Genomic DNA, 16,175 nt, shown 5'->3' on the forward strand with positions numbered 1-16,175 from the left:
CGGTGGCCCGGACCCTGCTGGCCCACGGCTGGACGGTCCGCGCCCTGGTCAGGGACCCCACCTCGGACGCCGCCCAGGCCCTGGCCGCGCTCGGCGCCACCCTGGCCAAGGGCGACCTGGACGACCCCGCCTCGCTCCGGACGGCCATGACCGGCGTGCACGGCGTGTTCAGCGTGCAGGCCCTGGCCGTGACGGAGGAGGAGCTGGCCCGCGAGGTGCGCCAGGGCGTCGCGGTCGCCGACCTGGCCGCCGGGCTGGGCCTGGCGCACCTGGTCTACAGCTCGGTCGGCGGCGCCGAACGCGACACCGGCATCGAGCACTTCGCGAGCAAGTGGGCGATCGAGCGGCACGTCGCCGGGCTGGGCCTGCGGGCGACGGTGCTGCGTCCGGCGTTCTTCATGACGAACCTGCTGTACTACGCCGAACCCGCCGGGGACGAGCGGGTCATCGCGCTGCCGTTCCGGCGCATGCAGCTCGTCGCGCCCGAGGACATCGCCCACTTCGCGGCGGAGGCGTTCGAGCGTCCGGCGGAGTACGCGGGCCGGGCGCTGGAGATCGCGAGCGAGGAGCTCACCGGCGCCGAGATCGCCGAGGTCTACCAGCGGGTCACCGGCACGCCCACCCGGTTCGAGCAGACCGCGCCCGGCGGGGAGCGCATGTACGAGTGGTTCCTGGAGAGCGGCTACCAGGCCGACATCGCCGCGCTGCGCGCCCGCCACCCCGGCCTGCGCACGTTCGAGTCCTTCCTGCGCGACCGGCTTCCCCGCTGACCCCGGGTCAGGACAGCGCCGCCTCGAAGCGGGCCCGCAGCTCCGACAGGCGGCCGACCGGCTCGGCGCTGTAGACGAGGCGGACGTACCGGGGGGCCACGCTCTCGCCCCAGGCCGTCATGGGGGTGGCCGCCACGCGTCCGCGGTCCAGCAGGCGGGCCGACAGGTCCTCGGCGGTCAGCCCCATGGCTTCGGCGTCCACCAGGACGGACCAGCCGCCGCCGGCCCGGACCACCGGCAGCCCGTCGAGCTGGGCGAGCACGGTGTCGTGGCGGGCCTGGTACTCGGCCGCCGCCTCCGCCACCCCCGCGCCCGCCGGGTCGGTGAGCGCGGCGGCGGCGCCGTACTGGTGGTATCCGCTGGCCACGGTGGTGTTGTAGATGGTCGCGACCATGATCCGGGACATGATGTCGGCCGGGCCGGCGACCCAGCCGATCCGCCAGCCGATCATCCGGTACTCCTTGGACATCGACCCGATGATGATCGTGCGCTCGGCCAGGCCGTCCACCTGGCAGGGGTTGATCCGCGGGTGGCCGTCGAAGACGATGCGCTCCATGGCGGCGTCGTAGATCAGGTACGCGCCCGTGCGCTCGCACACCCGCGCGACCGCCTGCCAGTCCTCCCGGTCGAAGACCACGCCCGACGGCATCGACGGGCTCATCAGCAGCAGCGCCGCCGCGGCGGGCACCCGGGCGAGCGCCTCGCGGTCCAGCCGCCAGCGCCCGTCCTGCACCAGCAGCGGCACCAGGTGCGGACGCGCGCCCGACAGCCGCACCCGCTGCAGCAGGCCGGCGTAGGTGGGGTCGGTGAGCAGCACGGGCTCGCCCGGCTCGGTCGTGGCCAGCAGCACGGGCATCACCGCCGACGTCCCGCCGGAGGTGATGCACACCTGCCGCAGGGGGTCGTAGTCGAGCCCGGTACGCGCCCGCAGCTCGGCGGCGACCGCCTGGCACAACACCGGCAGCCCGGTGAACGGCAGCCAGCTGTTGCCCGTCCCCTCCTCCAGTGACCGCCTGGTCGCGGCCACGGCGGACGGCGGCGGCGGGACGTCGGTGTCGAGGTTCTCCAGGCGCAGGACGTCGGCGTCCGCCCCGGCGGCCGCGGCCACCTTGTCGATGTCGAACGGCTGCACCTGCGCGAACCGGGAATTGGGCCGCATGACCGCACCTCCATGCATCGTTCCGTATATGGAACACCTTGGGGCACCCACGCTCCTCCAGTGGGGACGCGGGTGTCAAGGGGCGGCACGGATGCGCCGTCGCCGACCCGGTCGGCCAGTGGCGGCCCAGGCCGGGTCAGGTCAGGGTGCGGTCGGTCGGGTCAGGTCAGGGTGCGGTCGGCCGGGCCGTCGTAGTGGTCCGGCCCCTGCATCGACAGGTCCAGCGGCTGAACCATGTCGGAGTTGGCGGAGGCCCGCCAGCCCTTCTCCCTGGTCATCTCCTCGATCGAGTGCGCGCACAGCGACAACGACCGGCACACGATGAACATGGCCTTGAGCTGGAGCGGCTCGTACCCCATGTCGAGGCCGACGCAGCCCATCGAACCGGGGCCGTTGAGCCAGATCCGGCGGCCGAAGACGCCCTCGGTGGCGTCCTCCATCGCGCGGGCGATGCGGACGTACCGGCCGGTGACGCCCAGCTCGTCCGAGAGCCCCAGCAGGCGGGCGGTGCGCGGGTCGCGGATGTGCTGGGCGTGGTGGAACCCGGGCATGCGCTCGCGGCGTTCGCGCATCTCGGCCACGACCTTGGCGGCGGCCTCCTCGTCGCTCAGCCCGTCGCGCTCGGCCCGCTCACCGACCGCCAGGAACATCTCGGCGGGCCGGTCGGCGGTGCCGTGCAGCCGGCCGATGCCGGCGACGCCCGCCGCGACGGCCGCGTTCAGCTCGGCGCCGCCGGAGGTGGCGAAGCGCACGGTGGCCGAGGAGGGCGACATGGCGTGCTCGGCCATGTTCACCAGGATCGCCTCGGTCATCCGGCCCACCTCGGGGGTCGGCAGCTCGCCGCGCAGCACCAGGTGGAAGTGCTCGGCGAAGGAGATGTTGCCGGTCAGCTCGTTCACGTCGTACCCGCGTACGACGATCCGGTCCTTGTTCTTCCAGGCGATCGCCGTCTCCCAGGCGAACGGCTTCTTGTCGGTCAACGGGCTTTCCTTTCAGGGAAGTACACGCACGCCGGGTCGATCTCCTCGCGCAGCAGGCGGAGGTCCTCGGGGTCCGGCGGCACCACAATTTCCAACGAATCCCGAAATTTCGGGGTAAAGCCGGTGTTGTCCAGTACGTCCGTGACGCTCGCCCCCGGCATGAGCGCCGTCACGGTCAGCGCCGAGTCCTCGGCCTCCATCACGCACAGGTCGGTGACGACCTTGACGCGCAACGGCCCGAGCCCGGCCTTGGCCCGCTCCCCCGGCCCGCCCAGGAACCCCGGGCTGGTGACGTAGTCACAGCGGGCGGGGAAGCGCCGCTTCTCGTGGTCGGTCAGGATCACCACCTGCCGGCAGTGGCTGGCGATGTCGTTGGCGCCGCCACTGCCGGGCAGCCGCACCCGCGAGCCGTCCGGTCTGGGGACCCAGGTGGAGTTGATGTTGGCGTACTCGTCCACCTGGGCCCCGCCGAGGAACCCCGTACGGACCAGCCCGCGCTGCACCAGCCCGCCCAGCGCCTCGAACAGCGACCCGTGCCGCGCGGCGCCGCGCATCAGCCGCGGATCGACCACCGACACCGGCGTCGGCACGACCTTCGGGAACATCACCCCCGACTCGATGACGAGCTTGGCCTCCGGCGCGTGGGTGCGCTGGGCGAGCGTGGCGGCCAGCAGCGGCAGGCCGGTGCCGACGATCACCAGGTCGCCGTCGCGGATCTGCCGGGCGCCCTCGACGACCAGCAGTTCCCTCGGCAGGGCGGTCCGCTCCGCGCTCACACCAGCCTCCCCATCTGCTCGGTCAGCCCGGCCCTGAGCGTGCCCGCCGGGTCGCGGGCCCTGAGGTGGTCGTCGAAGGACGCGCCCAGGTTGGCCCCGATCCACTCGCGCAGCTCGTCGTCCCCGGCCCGGCCCAGCGCCTGGTACTCCTTGATCTCCGGCTCGGCGAAGTCGTACGCGCGGTAGACGGAGGTCGGGAAGGCGCCGAAGGGCTGGTGGACGACCGCCGTCACGTACGCCTCCGGGATGGTGACCCGCTCGGGCCGGTCGGCGAACGCCCCGGCGGGCAGCACCTCCTCGGCCGACACGATCGTGGCGCGGGCGGCCCTGACCATGTCCACCTCGTGGGAGGTGACCCCCTCGATCACGACGTTCCCGGCCAGGTCGGCGCGGTTCGCGTGGACGATGGCCACGTCCGGCGTCATCGCCCGCAGCAGCACGACCGGCTGCCCCGTCCACGGATCGGCCGACTCCACCGCCACCCCGTCCGAGACCAGGTCGGCCAGCAGGTCGGTGCCGAGCAGGCTGCGCGTCGGCAGGAAGGGCACCCCGACGGCCCCGGCCGCGAAGCGGGTGGCCATCGCCAGGTGCGAGTGGTCGCCGACGCCGACCTCGCCGCGCTCGACGGCCCGGCGCCAGGCGAACAGCGTGCCGTAACGTTCCAGGTTGCCGGTGCCCTGCTCGGTGCGGGCCACCAGGCCCGCGGCCACCAGCATGTCGAGCGGCAGCGACAGGTTGCAGCCGACCACGGTCAGCCCGCCGATCCCCTGCCTGATCACCTCGTGCACCAGCGCCATCGGGCACCGGTTGATGTTCTGGCCGCCCATCCCGACAACGGCCCCGGCGGGGACGTGCCGGGCGACGGCCTCGGCGGCCGTCAGTAACTTATGCACGCCGACCGCCACTCGGTGTAGAAGTCCCAGACCTGCGGCGAGCACTCGGGCGGGCCGAACTGCGAGAGCTTGGCGCCCATGTGCGGCAGGTGCGCGTACGCGCCGACGCCGGGCCGGTTGACGTGCAGCATGCCCGCCTCGAAGCGGTCCAGGGCCTCGAAGATGGTCGCCGGGTCCTGGGTGAAGATCGTGCCGCTCATGCCGTACTTGACCGAGTTGGAGATGCGCATGGCGTCGTCGAAGCCGTCGCAGTCCACCACGGACAACACCGGGCCGAAGATCTCCTCCTGGGCGAGCTCGCTGTCCCAGGGCACGTCGCGCAGCACGGTCGGCTGCACGTAGCAGCCCTCGGGCACGCCGTCGGTGTGCCGCTCGCCGCCGACGGCGATCTTGGCCCCGGCCTCCTGCGCGGCCTTGACCGCGTCCAGGCAGGCGCGCATGCGGGTCTCGTTCACGACCGGGCCGATCGTGGCCTCCTCCGACAGGCCCGGCCCCACCTTGAGCCGGGCCACCTCGGCGACCAGCCGCGACAGGAACTCCTCCTTGACGGCCCGGTCGACGATCACCCGGGAGGTGGCGCTGCACCGCTGCCCCGACTGCCCGAACGCGCCGAACACGGTGGCCTTGACCGCCTTGTCCAGGTCGGCGTCCGCGAGCACCAGGACCGCGTTCTTGCCGCCCAGTTCGAGCTGGGTGCGCAGCAGCCGCGGCGCGCCGGCCTGGTGGATGGCCAAGCCCACGGGCAGCGAGCCGGTGAAGCTGATCCCGGCCACGCGCGGGTGCGTCACCAGTGCCTCGCCCGCCGCGATGTCGCCCTGCACGAGGTTGAGCACCCCGGCCGGGACGCCCGCGTCCACGAACGCCTCCACCAGCAGCGCGGAGGTCAGCGGCGTGAAGGGCGACGGCTTGAGCACCGCCCCGCACCCGGCCAGCAGCGCCGGGGCGACCTTCCACATGGGGATGGCGAGCGGGAAGTTCCACGGCGTCACCAGGCCGACCACGCCGATGGGCGCGCGGAAGGTGTAGGAGAACGTGCGCGGCTCCTCGGCGGGCAGCGTCTCGCCCTTCAGCCTGCGCCCCTCGCCCGCGGTGAAGTCGAGGATGGCCAGGGCCCGCCTGACCTCGCCGCGCGCCTCCTTGATGAGCTTGCCCTGCTCACGCGTGATCGCCTGGGCGAAGTCCTCGGCCCGCTCCTCGATCAGGCGCTCGGCGGCGCGCAGGTACTCGGCGCGCTTGATCGGCCCGAGTCCCTTCCACTCCGGCATCGCCGCCGCGGCGGCCTCCACGGCCAGCTCGACGTCCGCGCCACCGGACTCGGCGAAGTCCCCGATGTGGTCGGAGAGGTCGCCGGGGTTGATGTTCGGCCGGGTCTGCCCGCTCTCGGGGGCACGCCATTCGCCGCCGATGTGGTTGAGCAGGTAGCGACTCGGGATCGTCGCCATCGGGTTCCTTTCCGGTCAACTTCTGATACCGCAAAGCCTCACGGCCTGGGATGTTCCGGACAAGGGGGATTAGACCGATGCCCCCGATAGGCAGCCGTTATATGGCTCCGCCTATAGCGGCGATAGGCAAATCACGCATTGGCCGGACCGTTCCGCTGCACTAGACATGCCGGGGAAAAGACCTGCTCACGGCACTTGTCGAATTCACCCGGAATTAACCGAGGGTCCATATGAAGCATCGCACATGGGCGGTAATTGCCGCCTCATCCCTTTTCGCCCTCACCGCGTGCGGCAGTTCGGCCGGCGCCGGTGAATACGACTGGTCCGCCGCCCCGGACACCGGCAAGATCGCCGCCCAGGGCAAGGACCTGCCGACCTACGGCCTGGCCCCCGACTGGGCCAACTACGGCGAGGTCGTCAAGACGTTCTGCGCCAAGTACCAGGGCACCTGCGCCCACAAGGACACCGACATGTCCTCCTCGGAGGAGATCGTCAAGTTCGACGCCGAGAAGGACAACCCGATCGGCACGGCCAGCGACATCGGCCTCATGTGGGGGCCGGTGGCCGAGGCCAAGGGCGTGGTGCCGGCGTACCTGCCGCCGTCGGCGGCCAAGCTGAAGGACTGGCAGAAGGGCAAGGGCGGCTGGGTCGCCACGTTCGTCGGCGCGCCCGCGTTCGTCGTCAACACCGACAAGGTGAGCAACCCGCCCAAGAGCTGGCAGGACCTGCTCAAGCCCGAGTACAAGGGCCAGATCGCCATCAAGAACCCGGCCTCCTCCGGCACCGGCCAGGCCATGGTCGTCGCCGCCGCGGTCGCGGGCGGCGGCTCGGTGGACGACCTGACCCCCGCCTACACCTACTTCAAGAAGCTCAAGGACGCCGGCAACCTCAGCGACGTCAAGATGAGCGAGGAGACCCTGGAGAAGGGCGAGGCCCCGATCCAGATCAACTACGACTTCAACGGCCTGGCCCAGAAGGCCGCGCTGAAGGCCAAGAACGTCAACGTGGAGGTGATCATCCCCTCCGACGGCTCGGTCTGGTCGCCGTCCGGAATGATGATCAACAAGTACAACACGGCCAAGGGCGACTTCCTCAAGGGCCTGCTCGACTACGTGCTCTCCGACGAGGCCCAGACGCTGTTCGCCAAGTTCGGCGCCCGGCCGGTCCGCGCGCTCAACGGCGACCTGCAACTCCCGGCCGACGCCAAGGCCAACTGGCTGCCCGAGGAGTCGTACGCGCCGGTCAAGGAGATCGAGATCACGAAGGTCAATCCCGAGCAGATCGTCGCCGACTGGGAGGCGAAGGTCCTCGCGTGACGTCCCACATCACGGAGTCCGTGGCGGCTCCCCCGGCCGCCGCGCGCCGCAGGGCCCCGGGCAGGCTGTTCACCGCCTGGGGCCCGGCCCTGCCGCTGCTGCTGTTCACGCTGGCCACGCTGGTGCTGCCGGCGCTGCGGCTGCTGCACGACACCTTCGCCCTGCCGGACGGCGGCTACGGCTTCGACCACATCGTCAAGGTGGCGCGGAACCCGGTGGACCGCCAGGCGATCGGCGGCTCGCTCGCGCTCGGCCTGACCCAGGCCACCCTGGCCACCGCGCTCGGCGCGCCCGCCGCCTGGCTGATCACCCGGATGCGCCTCGGCGGCCGGGCCTTCTGGCTGTCGCTGATGAACGTCGCCTCGAACTTCGCCGGCATCGGCCTGGCGTTCGGCTTCGTCGCGCTGATCGGCTCGACCGGCATGCTGACGCTCGTGCTCAAGGGCCTGTTCGGGATCGAGGACAACCCGTTCCCCTCGCTCGGCTCCTTCAACGGCATGAACGTCGTCTACCTGTACTTCAACGTCCCGATGTTCGTGCTGCTCACGCTGCCCGCGCTCAGCGTGCTCAAGGACGACTGGCAGGAGGCCGCCGCGGTCTGCCACGCCACCCGGTGGCAGTTCTGGCGGTACGTCGGCCTGCCGGTGCTCGCGCCGTTCGTCATCGCGGGCTGGCTGCTGGTCTTCACCTGGACGATCGGCGTCTACGCCGTCGCGTACGCCATCGGCTCCTCCCCCAGCGCGACCAAGCTCATCACCCTGCAGATCGGCAGCACGCTGGAGTCCTCGGTGTTCGGCCTCGGCCGGGCCGCCGTGCTGTCGGTGCTGCTCATGATCCTGGCCATCGGGGCGACGCTGCTCTACCGGCTCTCGCTCAGGCGCGCTGCGAGGTGGCTGTGAGACGGCGCGTCTTCCTCGGCCTGCTGGCGGTCTACTTCGGGCTGCCGCTGCTGGCCGCCCTGCTGTACTCGGTGGCCACCCGCTGGACCGACACCCCGCTGCCCGACGGCTACACCCTGGCCCACTGGGCCGGCGTGTTCGCCGAGCCGGACGTCATGGCCGCGCTCGGCCGCTCGCTCGTGCTCTCGGCGGTCGTCGTGGTGATCGAGATCGTGCTGGTGGTGCCGGCCGCGTACTGGTCGGTCGTGCACAACCCGCGCATCGGGTCGATCGTCCAGACGATCGCGGTGATCCCGTTCGCCGTCCCGTGGGTGGTCGTCGGGGCGGGGCTCCAGCTCGTCACCAAGTCGGTCGCGCCCGAGCTGTTCGGCACGTTCTGGCTGCTGGCCGCGGCCACCGCGGCGATCGCGTTCCCGTTCATGTACCGGGCGGTGGAGAGCTCGCTGCTGGCGGCGGGGGCCGTCCAGCTCAGCGAGGCCGCCGCCACGTGCGGCGCCGGGCCCGCCCGCACGCTGGTCGGCGTGATCCTGCCGGCGATCCGCGGCGGCGTCGTCTCCGGCGCGCTGCTGGTCATCGCGACCGCCATGAACGAGTTCGCGCTCGCCAAGATCCTCACCGGCGTCAGCTACGAGACGCTGCCGCTCTGGTCGGCCAGGCAGTTCGTCTCCCGGACGCTCGGCGACCCCAACGCGCTGGCCGTCGTCACCATCTTCACCTTCGGCCTGCTGTTCGCGCTGTCCGCGCTGGTCGTCTGGCTCGGCCGCGGCCGGGTGAGCGCGTCCATGGCCACCGCTCCGGTCCAGAAGGGCACCACTCCATGAGCCACGTCGTACTCGACCGCATCACCAAGCGCTACGCCGGGCACACCGCGCTGAACGGCGTGAGCGTCAGCGTCGAGCAGGGTGAGCTGCTGGCCCTGCTCGGCCCGTCGGGCTGCGGCAAGACCACGCTGCTGCGCTGCATCGCGGGCCTGACCGGGTTCGACGGCGGGCGGCTGACGATCGGCGGCGCCGACATGGCCGGCGTGCCGGTGCGCAAGCGGCCCATCGGCATGGTCTTCCAGTCCTACGCGCTGTTCCCGAACCTCACCGTGGGCGGCAACGTCGCCTTCCCGCTGACCGTCAGGAAGCGGCCGAAGGAGGAGGTCAGGGACCGCGTGGCCGAGATGCTCGACCTGGTCGGCCTCGACCACCTCGCCGACCGCCTGCCGAACCAGCTCTCCGGCGGCCAGCAGCAGCGCGTCGCCCTGGCCCGCGCGCTCTCCCCCCGCCCCGAGGTGCTGCTGCTGGACGAGCCCCTGTCCGCCCTGGACGCCCAGGTACGCCACCGCCTGCGCGACGAGGTGCGCCGCATCCAGCACCAGGTCGGCATCACCACCGTCTTCGTCACCCACGACCAGGCCGAGGCCCTGGCCATCTCCGACCGGGTCGCGGTGATGAACGCCGGCGACATCGAGCAGTGCGGGCCGCCCGCGGAGATCTACACCTCGCCCTCCACCCGCTTCGCCGCCGGCTTCGTCGGCAACCGCAACACCCTCGAACTCGACGCCGTCGGCGGCCGGGTCACCGCGGGCGGCGCGTTCGACGTCGAGGCGCCCGCGCCGCGCGTCCTGTGCATGTTCCGCCCCGAGGACGTCGAGCTGGCCGCGGACGGCCCCGGCGCGCGGGCGGTCGTCGACGTGACGGTGTTCCTCGGCGCCACCACCCGCGTGTACGCCCAGGCGGGCCCCTCGGTGATCTTCGCCGACGTGCCGTCCAGGGCCGCCGCCGGCCTGTCGCCAGGAGACGAGGTGCGCCTGCGGGTCGCCGCCGACCACGTCCAGGTGTTCCCCGCCTGACCCGGCCCGGGGCCGCCGGTCCCGGGGCGTCAGCCGCCGAGCCCGAACCAGAGCACGGCGAACACCCCGCACGGCACGCCGGCCAGCGCCAGCGCGATCAGCACCCGCCACCGCAACGCGAGCCCCGGCCCGGTCACGAACGCCGCGACGGCCCCCGCCCCGGCGAACACGACCGCGGCGCCCACGGCCTGCGCGGCGGTGTACGGCACCGACGGCAGCAGCTTCCCGGCCGCCCAGAACGCCACCGCCGCCCCGGCGGCCACCAGGGCGGCGCCCCGCGCGGGCCGCACGTCCACGCGCTCCAGCACGTACGCGGCTCCGGCGAGCATGACCAGGCTGATCGCCAGGAGCGTGCCGAGGGCCGGGGCCAGGCAGTCCCAGTCGGCGCAGCCGACACCCGCCCACGCCAGCCGGGCGGTGGCCCACCACAAGACCCCCAGTGCCCCGCACACGCCCGCGGCTCGCCCAATACGCCCCGTCATGCATTAATCGTCCCACTGTCAGGAGGAGGCGGCCGCGCGGAGCTCGTCGGCCTCCGCCTCGGCGGTCCTGCCCAGGGCGCGCAGGGCGACGGCGCGGTTGGCGTACAGGTCGGGCTGCCGGTCCAGCTCGACGGCCCGGGTCAGGTCGGCGAGCGCGCCTTCGGCGTCGCCCGTGGCGTATCGCAGCACGCCCCGGTTGCCCCAGGCGGCGGCCAGCTCGGGGGCGTGCTCCAGGGCCAGGTCGAGGGCCGCCGCGGCCTCGTCGAAGCGGCCCGCCGCCGTCTCCAGCTGGCCAAGCACGGTGAGCAGGTGCGGGTTCTCCGGCGCGCGGGCGAGCCCGGCCGTGACGTCGGCCCTGGCCTCCTCGTCCCGCTCCGCCGCCGCCAGCAGCCCGGCGCGGTTGACGTAGGCGTCCAGGTAGCCGGGGTCCAGCTCGATCACCGTGCCGAGGTCGGCGAGCGCCCCCTCCACGTCGCCCCGCACGGTACGCAGCTCCGCCCGGTTGTAGTACGCCTCGGGCAGCGGCGGCCCGGCCTCCATGGCCCGTTCGTAGTCGGCCAGCGCCTCCTCCGGCCGCCCCAGGCGGAACAGCAGGTTGCCGCGTTCCAGGTAGGTGTCGGGGAAGCCGGGGTCGAGGGAGATGGCGGCGGTGTAGTCCTCCAGGGCCTCCTTGGTGTGGCCGAGCGCGCCGAGCAGCTGGGCGCGGTTGGTCAGCAGCACCATCCGGTGCAGCGGGTGCCGGTCGCCCAGCTCGCCGGCCAGCTCGACGGCCGACTCCACCAGCGACAGCGCGGCTTCCAGCCGTCCGTGCCGCAGCTCGACCAGGGCCAGGCCGTTGCGGTCGAAGCCGAGTTTGAAGGCCCGTTCCAGGGGGTCGGGCAACAGCCCGGAGATGGCGATGGCCTCGTTGAGCCAGCGGCGGGCCCGGCCCAGGTCGCGCTGCGCCGGGTCGGGGTGGCGGGCGTCGAGCATGGCCGTGCCGTACGCGGCGGCGGCGTGCACGACCGGGTCCTGGCTGGCCGCGCGGGCCCGGTCCCACAGCTCCCGCGCCTCCTGGACGCGGCCGAGCCCGCCGAGCGCGGTGGCGGTGCGCTGGGCGAAGCGCCACCACGCAGGCTCCCCCGGTTCCGTCCGGGCCAGGCCGAGCTGCCCCAGCTCGGCCGCGGCGTGCAGGAAGCCCTCGCGCATGCAGCGGTCCACCAGGGACCACAGCTCGTCGGCGCCGCGCTCGTCGGCAGGCGGCTCGGGGCCCTCGGCGTAGACCGTGACGGCCAGCGTGCCGGCCGGGACCCGCCGGGTCAGGACGTCGAGAAGCTCGGTGTCGGTGGGGTCGGCGTGCGCGCCGTTGCACACCGCGAGCCTCGCGCCCGGCCGCACGGCCGCGCCGACGAACTCGGCGATCCCGTTGGCCAGCCTCAGCGTACGGCGCGGCGCCGGCACCAGGATGCGCTCCTCGTCCGGCAGCCCGGCGTCGATGGTCGTCCGCCGGACGGGCACCTGCCCGGCCAGCTCGGGCGCGACCGCCCGGATCTCGATGTCGTGGGCCGCGACCAGCTCGCGCGGTGCGTCCGGCACCAGGCGCCGCAGCAGCGCGGCGCCCACGGTGTAGGGGCCGCGCGGCCGGCGATGCGCGTCGATGACCGGCATCAGCAGCCGCACGGCCCCCCATCGGGCGGGTGGGCCGCCCTGGACGCTGAGGTGGGACCTGTCCTCGGTCACCCCTTGTGGATGACGCCTGCGGTCCCTGCGAGCCTCGCGGTGCCTGGCTTACGGACGACGATGCGCTTCATGACGTGCCTCTCCGATGGGTGTGACTATCCATTATTCGGACACCCAACCGGATATCAAGATTTATGGTGAATAAGTGGCGGTTTAACGAATAAGAAGCACCTGGCATTTGGGTGCGTCCCGCAGCCTATTGAGACCGAAACCAATGATCGACCGCCGCGACCCGCGCCTGTTCCGATTCCTCCATCAACGTGCACAGGCACCGACCGACCAGCGTGACGGACTGGCAGCAGCCCGGCCCGGGCAGTTTCTTGGCGCGCACGATCGCGGTCGCCCGCTCGATCAGCCGCTCCAGGCTCGGCTCCCCGCCGCCCTTGAGCGCGTGGGCGTTCCACGGGCACGCCTCGACGTCCTTGCACGCGCTCTTGGCGATGAACGGCGCCGGCCCCGGCTCGAACCGCAGCCGGTCCTCACGCTTGATCCGCAGGTCGGCCAGCACCAGCGCGGCACGGCGGGAGACCTCCAGCAGGTCGCGCCTGCCCGGCCGGCTCTCCTTTCCCCCGGCCGCCCGTTCGGGCAGGGCCAGCAGCATCGCCGCGGCCATCAGCCCGCCGCCCATCACCATGCTCCAGCCCACCTGCTCGTGGAACCAGATCACCGCGATGGCGGCCACCCAGAGGGGCTGCGAGGACATCATGATCGCGCTGGGCACGGCCGGCACATGTTTCTGCCCGTACGAGCGGGCCAGGAACCCCAGCGCGCACGACACCACGGCCAGGTGCGCCAGGATCGCCCAGTCGGGCAGGCTGGACGGCAGCGTGATCCCGCCGCGCAGCGCGAAGCCCCCGGTGAGGATGCCGATGGTGAACAGCTGGATCGTGGTCAGCGCGTACGCGTGGAAGCGTTCGCCCTTCTTGGACAGCTCGGCGAGCATGAGCGTGTGGGCCGAGTAGAGCGCCGCGGCCGTGAGCGTGACGCCGAGCGCGAGCAGCGAGACCTCGTGGTCCTCGATCCCGCGCAGCAGCGTGAACACGGTCATCCCCGCCATGGCGAGCACCACCCCGGCCCACACCCGCCGCGGCGCCCGGCTCCTGAACATCACCAGGGCCAGGACCGGAGTGATCACCACGCTGCACCCGACGGCGAACCCCGACACCGCCGAGGGCAGGCTGTGCAGCGCCAGCGCCTGGGCGGTCTGCCCGACGCCGAACAGCAGCCCCAGCACGAGCCCGTTGACCCACGTCCGGCGCGACAGCCCCCGCAGCGAGCCCGGCCGGATGACGAGCAGCGTCACCGCGGCGATGAGATACCGCTCGGCGAGCAGATCCTCGACCGGTAACCGGAGAATGAGATCCTTCATCAGCGGGAACGCCGACCCCCAAGCGGCGCTGACGAACAACAGAAGCACGGCTCCCAGGAGGGGTCGGGGAGCGGGCATGCCTGCCATGGAGCAGAGCATGCCACTACTAAATGCATTCGCCAGAGCACGCGGCGAAGCCGGTGAGGTTACTGTTCCACTCGGAGTTAAGACCCTCACTCCAGGCCCGAAACATCCATACCGGCGGCGGCGAAAACAGCTCTTTCCTGCGGTTACTGCCCGGTACGGCCGAGCTCTCCACATTCGCACTGCGTACGGACGCGTGCGCGTACCGTGCGAACGGGCCGATGCCTCGCCCCGGAGACCGTCACTCTCTGCGATCATCGCGCGGCGGTGTGGTCACGCCTGAGCGTAGAGGTCGCAGGAACGCCGCGGGGGCGGAAAGGGGAAACAAGCCATGGCCCCAGGAGGGGATGGGGCGTGGCCGCCGGATCCGGAAGCGTCGGACCGCGGCGTCGTCGCCGGAGCTAGAGCTCCATGGCCGGCGTGCGCGCCAGCCGTTTCTCGCCGTAGATGACGACGAGGTCGCCCACCTGGCGGCGCGACAGCTCACGCCAGCCCTGACGGGCGTACAGCGCGAGGGCCGCGCCCTGGTTGAGCGTGGTGTCGCCGCGCAGGCTGCTGAAGCCGAGCTCCAGGGCGCGGTCTTCGAGGGCCGAGAGCATGACGCCGCCGTAGCCGCGCCGCTGGAACTCGGGATGGACCCTGAGCCTGCACACCTCGGCGGTCTCCCGGTCGACGGGCTTCAGGCCGCCCATGGCGACCACCCGCGAGCCGGTCTCGCCCACGATGAAATCACCGCCGCAGGCCAGGTAGATCTCCTGGATGCGGGGGAAGTCGTCGTCGTAGTAGACGCCGTCGCCGGGTTGGAGACCCACCTCGGCGAGGCAGATCCGGTGCAGCGCGAGGATGGTGTCGAGATCGGACCAGCGGTACCGCCGGATCTTCAACGTCATCCACCGCTCCCTTCCTTCTGGGCCAACTTCCGACGCCGCAGCTGGGCGCTGAATTCAGCCAGCATCTGATGTTTGTCGTCCTTCTTCATGATCTGCTGCTCCAACGCGAGCGCTGGGCGGATGATGAGGTCCGTAAGGTATTCATCCCCCAGATTGCGCAAGGCGTTCGTACCAATTTGTAGGGCTTCGTCGATGTCACCCTCCAGGAGGCGGCACTGGGCCTGGTCGAGCCTGATCAGGGTCTGATCGAGGACGTGGTCCTCGTACTTGCCGAGCGCCTGGTCGAGCACCACCTCGGCCTCGATGGTCTGGCCGAGCTTGGTGAGCACGTCGCCCTGGTAGAAGTAGAGCTGCTTCTCGGTGTAGCCGAAGGCCATGTCCTCCTGCTCCTCGCTCTTCATGTGCGAGAAGGCGCTCCTGGCCCGGGCCAGCGCGCGTTTGGCCTGGTCGACGACCTCCTTCTTGCTGTCGGTGCCCGAGAGCATGGCCAGGGCCCGCGCCTCGACGACCGGCGCCATGGCCTGGGCCACGCACGGCGTGGCGCCCGCCAGGTCGCGGCTCTTCTTGGCCAGGTTGAGCGCCTCGCGGGCGTCGCCGTAGTAGAGGGGGACGAGCGACTCCCTGGCCGTGATCCAGGCCCGCAGCGCGCGGTCGCCGGTCTCGTCGGCGGCGATGCGGCCGGTGCGGAAGAACGACCGCGCCAGCCGGTGGTCGCCCAGGTTGATCATCACCATGCCGCTCAGGCCGGCCAGCTGCGCGGCCATGCGGCACAACCGGTCCTGGAGGTCGATCGGCTGACGCCTGGACAACGCCGTGCGGACCGCGCTCAGCTCCAGCAGCACGTCGCACAACAGCCGCAGCGGGGGCGTCGTGGTGTACTGGCGGCCGAAGGCCAGCGTCGCCTCCTCCCACTGGTCGAGCATGCCGCCCGACACGGTGGCCGAGACCAGCGTCTCGTCCATCCGCCGCCGGATGCCCTCGCACGCCCCCAGCACCGGCCCGTCGAACTGCTGCTTGAACGAGACGTCGGTGTCGAGCAGGTTTAACAACGTCCGCCGCAGGATGTTCTCGTCCTCCTGGGCGTCGGCCTCGACGGTCATCGGATGGATCACCAGGTCGCGCGGGAGCGACGCCGACCCCGGCACACGACCGACGGGCTCGCTGAGCACGCCGGGCATCCGGTGGCCGTGGCCGCAGATGCAGGGCCCGTCGAAGCCGAGCTCGATGGGCTCGACCCGGTAGACCGAGCACAGGTAGTGGAGGTATTCGGGGCCCGGCCGCTTGAGCCCGCTCTCGTACGCCGACAGCAACGTCTCGCCGATGCCCGGCGGCGCCTTGGCGTCGCGCTCGAACAACGCGCGCACCTGCTCGATCACGTCCGCCAGCGCGATGCCGTAGGACAGGCGGTGCGCTTTGATGCGGGTCGTGCTGAACTGCGGCGAGCACGCCTCGTGGATCTCTTCAGCTATCTGGGCGGAGGTGCGCCCGGTGGCAAGGCCCTTGGCCCTGATCCGCCGGGCGATCTCCGTTTCCCTGTGCTGCCTGCCGGACATCCCGGC

General features: G+C 71.9%; 15 protein-coding genes. 5 read left to right on the top strand and 10 right to left on the bottom strand.

The window, feature by feature from the left end; genetic code table 11:
• A partial coding sequence (locus ACWCSD_RS29870; protein ID WP_449919759.1) for an NmrA/HSCARG family protein occupies positions 1-770 on the top strand: 770 nt, incomplete at its 5' end.
• 7 nt (positions 771-777) lie between these two features.
• Here the strand turns inward: ACWCSD_RS29870 and ACWCSD_RS29875 are convergent.
• From ACWCSD_RS29875 to ACWCSD_RS29895, 5 genes are all read right to left on the bottom strand, one after another.
• A complete protein-coding gene (locus ACWCSD_RS29875; RefSeq protein ID WP_358294720.1) occupies positions 778-1,929 on the bottom strand; it encodes a pyridoxal phosphate-dependent aminotransferase in 1,152 nt (383 codons plus the stop codon).
• A gap of 161 nt (positions 1,930-2,090) precedes the next feature.
• Complete coding sequence (locus ACWCSD_RS29880; protein WP_449919760.1) at positions 2,091-2,909, bottom strand: citrate/2-methylcitrate synthase; 819 nt, start codon at positions 2,907-2,909, stop codon at positions 2,091-2,093.
• Positions 2,906-3,685 carry a CoA-transferase subunit beta gene (locus ACWCSD_RS29885; RefSeq protein WP_397161748.1) on the bottom strand — a complete coding sequence of 260 codons (780 nt, stop codon included), beginning with the start codon at positions 3,683-3,685 and terminating at the stop codon, positions 2,906-2,908. Before ACWCSD_RS29885 ends, ACWCSD_RS29880 begins: the two co-directional genes overlap by 4 nt.
• Positions 3,682-4,578 (bottom strand): CoA transferase subunit A, encoded by an 897-nt coding sequence (locus ACWCSD_RS29890; RefSeq protein ID WP_397161749.1) that lies wholly within the window; start codon positions 4,576-4,578, stop codon positions 3,682-3,684. Before ACWCSD_RS29890 ends, ACWCSD_RS29885 begins: the two co-directional genes overlap by 4 nt.
• Positions 4,563-6,020: an aldehyde dehydrogenase family protein gene (locus tag ACWCSD_RS29895; protein ID WP_449919762.1), complete on the bottom strand. Its 1,458-nt coding sequence runs from the start codon at positions 6,018-6,020 to the stop codon at positions 4,563-4,565. Before ACWCSD_RS29895 ends, ACWCSD_RS29890 begins: the two co-directional genes overlap by 16 nt.
• A gap of 230 nt (positions 6,021-6,250) precedes the next feature.
• Here ACWCSD_RS29895 and ACWCSD_RS29900 point away from each other — a divergent pair, with 230 nt between their 5' ends.
• From ACWCSD_RS29900 to ACWCSD_RS29915, 4 genes are all read left to right on the top strand, one after another.
• Entirely contained in the window at positions 6,251-7,336 is a 1,086-nt protein-coding gene (locus ACWCSD_RS29900; RefSeq protein WP_364336283.1) for an ABC transporter substrate-binding protein, read from the top strand.
• Between the two features lie 497 nt (positions 7,337-7,833).
• The gene (locus ACWCSD_RS29905; RefSeq protein ID WP_397162084.1) at positions 7,834-8,235 is read left to right on the top strand and encodes an ABC transporter permease subunit; all 402 of its coding nucleotides are present in this window, start codon (positions 7,834-7,836) and stop codon (positions 8,233-8,235) included.
• Between the two features lie 155 nt (positions 8,236-8,390).
• Positions 8,391-9,056, top strand: coding sequence for an ABC transporter permease (locus tag ACWCSD_RS29910; protein WP_397162085.1), 666 nt, complete (start codon positions 8,391-8,393; stop codon positions 9,054-9,056).
• The gene (locus tag ACWCSD_RS29915) at positions 9,053-10,072 is read left to right on the top strand and encodes an ABC transporter ATP-binding protein (RefSeq protein WP_449919765.1); all 1,020 of its coding nucleotides are present in this window, start codon (positions 9,053-9,055) and stop codon (positions 10,070-10,072) included. The genes ACWCSD_RS29910 and ACWCSD_RS29915 overlap by 4 nt, the downstream gene beginning before the upstream one ends.
• 29 nt (positions 10,073-10,101) lie before the next feature.
• Here ACWCSD_RS29915 and ACWCSD_RS29920 read toward each other — a convergent pair whose 3' ends face one another.
• The 5 genes from ACWCSD_RS29920 to ACWCSD_RS29940 all read right to left on the bottom strand — a co-directional run.
• A complete protein-coding gene (locus ACWCSD_RS29920; protein ID WP_449919767.1) occupies positions 10,102-10,554 on the bottom strand; it encodes a hypothetical protein in 453 nt (150 codons plus the stop codon).
• An 18-nt stretch (positions 10,555-10,572) separates the two neighbouring features.
• Complete coding sequence (locus ACWCSD_RS29925) at positions 10,573-12,273, bottom strand: tetratricopeptide repeat protein (protein WP_449919769.1); 1,701 nt, start codon at positions 12,271-12,273, stop codon at positions 10,573-10,575.
• A 196-nt stretch (positions 12,274-12,469) separates the two neighbouring features.
• Complete coding sequence (locus ACWCSD_RS29930; protein WP_449919771.1) at positions 12,470-13,984, bottom strand: DMT family transporter; 1,515 nt, start codon at positions 13,982-13,984, stop codon at positions 12,470-12,472.
• A gap of 143 nt (positions 13,985-14,127) precedes the next feature.
• Positions 14,128-14,616, bottom strand: a complete 489-nt coding sequence (locus tag ACWCSD_RS29935) for a GNAT family N-acetyltransferase (RefSeq protein ID WP_358294741.1) — start codon at positions 14,614-14,616, stop codon at positions 14,128-14,130.
• The coding region (locus ACWCSD_RS29940) for an XRE family transcriptional regulator (RefSeq protein ID WP_449919773.1) at positions 14,613-16,175 on the bottom strand (1,563 nt) is incomplete at its 5' end. The genes ACWCSD_RS29935 and ACWCSD_RS29940, both read right to left, overlap by 4 nt.

It is taken from the genome of Nonomuraea sp. NPDC001684 (assembly GCF_053596515.1).

Excerpts from the sequence above, each read along its gene's own strand:
- ACWCSD_RS29875 (WP_358294720.1), bottom strand. The coding sequence starts at position 1,929 with ATGCGGCCCAATTCCCGGTTCGCGCAGGTGCAGCCGTTCGACATCGAC.
- ACWCSD_RS29895 (WP_449919762.1), bottom strand. The coding sequence starts at position 6,020 with ATGGCGACGATCCCGAGTCGCTACCTGCTCAACCACATCGGCGGCGAA.
- ACWCSD_RS29900 (WP_364336283.1), top strand. The coding sequence starts at position 6,251 with ATGAAGCATCGCACATGGGCGGTAATTGCCGCCTCATCCCTTTTCGCC.
- ACWCSD_RS29905 (WP_397162084.1), top strand. The coding sequence starts at position 7,834 with ATGAACGTCGTCTACCTGTACTTCAACGTCCCGATGTTCGTGCTGCTC.
- ACWCSD_RS29910 (WP_397162085.1), top strand. The coding sequence starts at position 8,391 with ATGGCCGCGCTCGGCCGCTCGCTCGTGCTCTCGGCGGTCGTCGTGGTG.
- ACWCSD_RS29915 (WP_449919765.1), top strand. The coding sequence starts at position 9,053 with ATGAGCCACGTCGTACTCGACCGCATCACCAAGCGCTACGCCGGGCAC.
- ACWCSD_RS29920 (WP_449919767.1), bottom strand. The coding sequence starts at position 10,554 with ATGACGGGGCGTATTGGGCGAGCCGCGGGCGTGTGCGGGGCACTGGGG.
- ACWCSD_RS29930 (WP_449919771.1), bottom strand. The coding sequence starts at position 13,984 with ATGATCGCAGAGAGTGACGGTCTCCGGGGCGAGGCATCGGCCCGTTCG.
- ACWCSD_RS29935 (WP_358294741.1), bottom strand. The coding sequence starts at position 14,616 with ATGACGTTGAAGATCCGGCGGTACCGCTGGTCCGATCTCGACACCATC.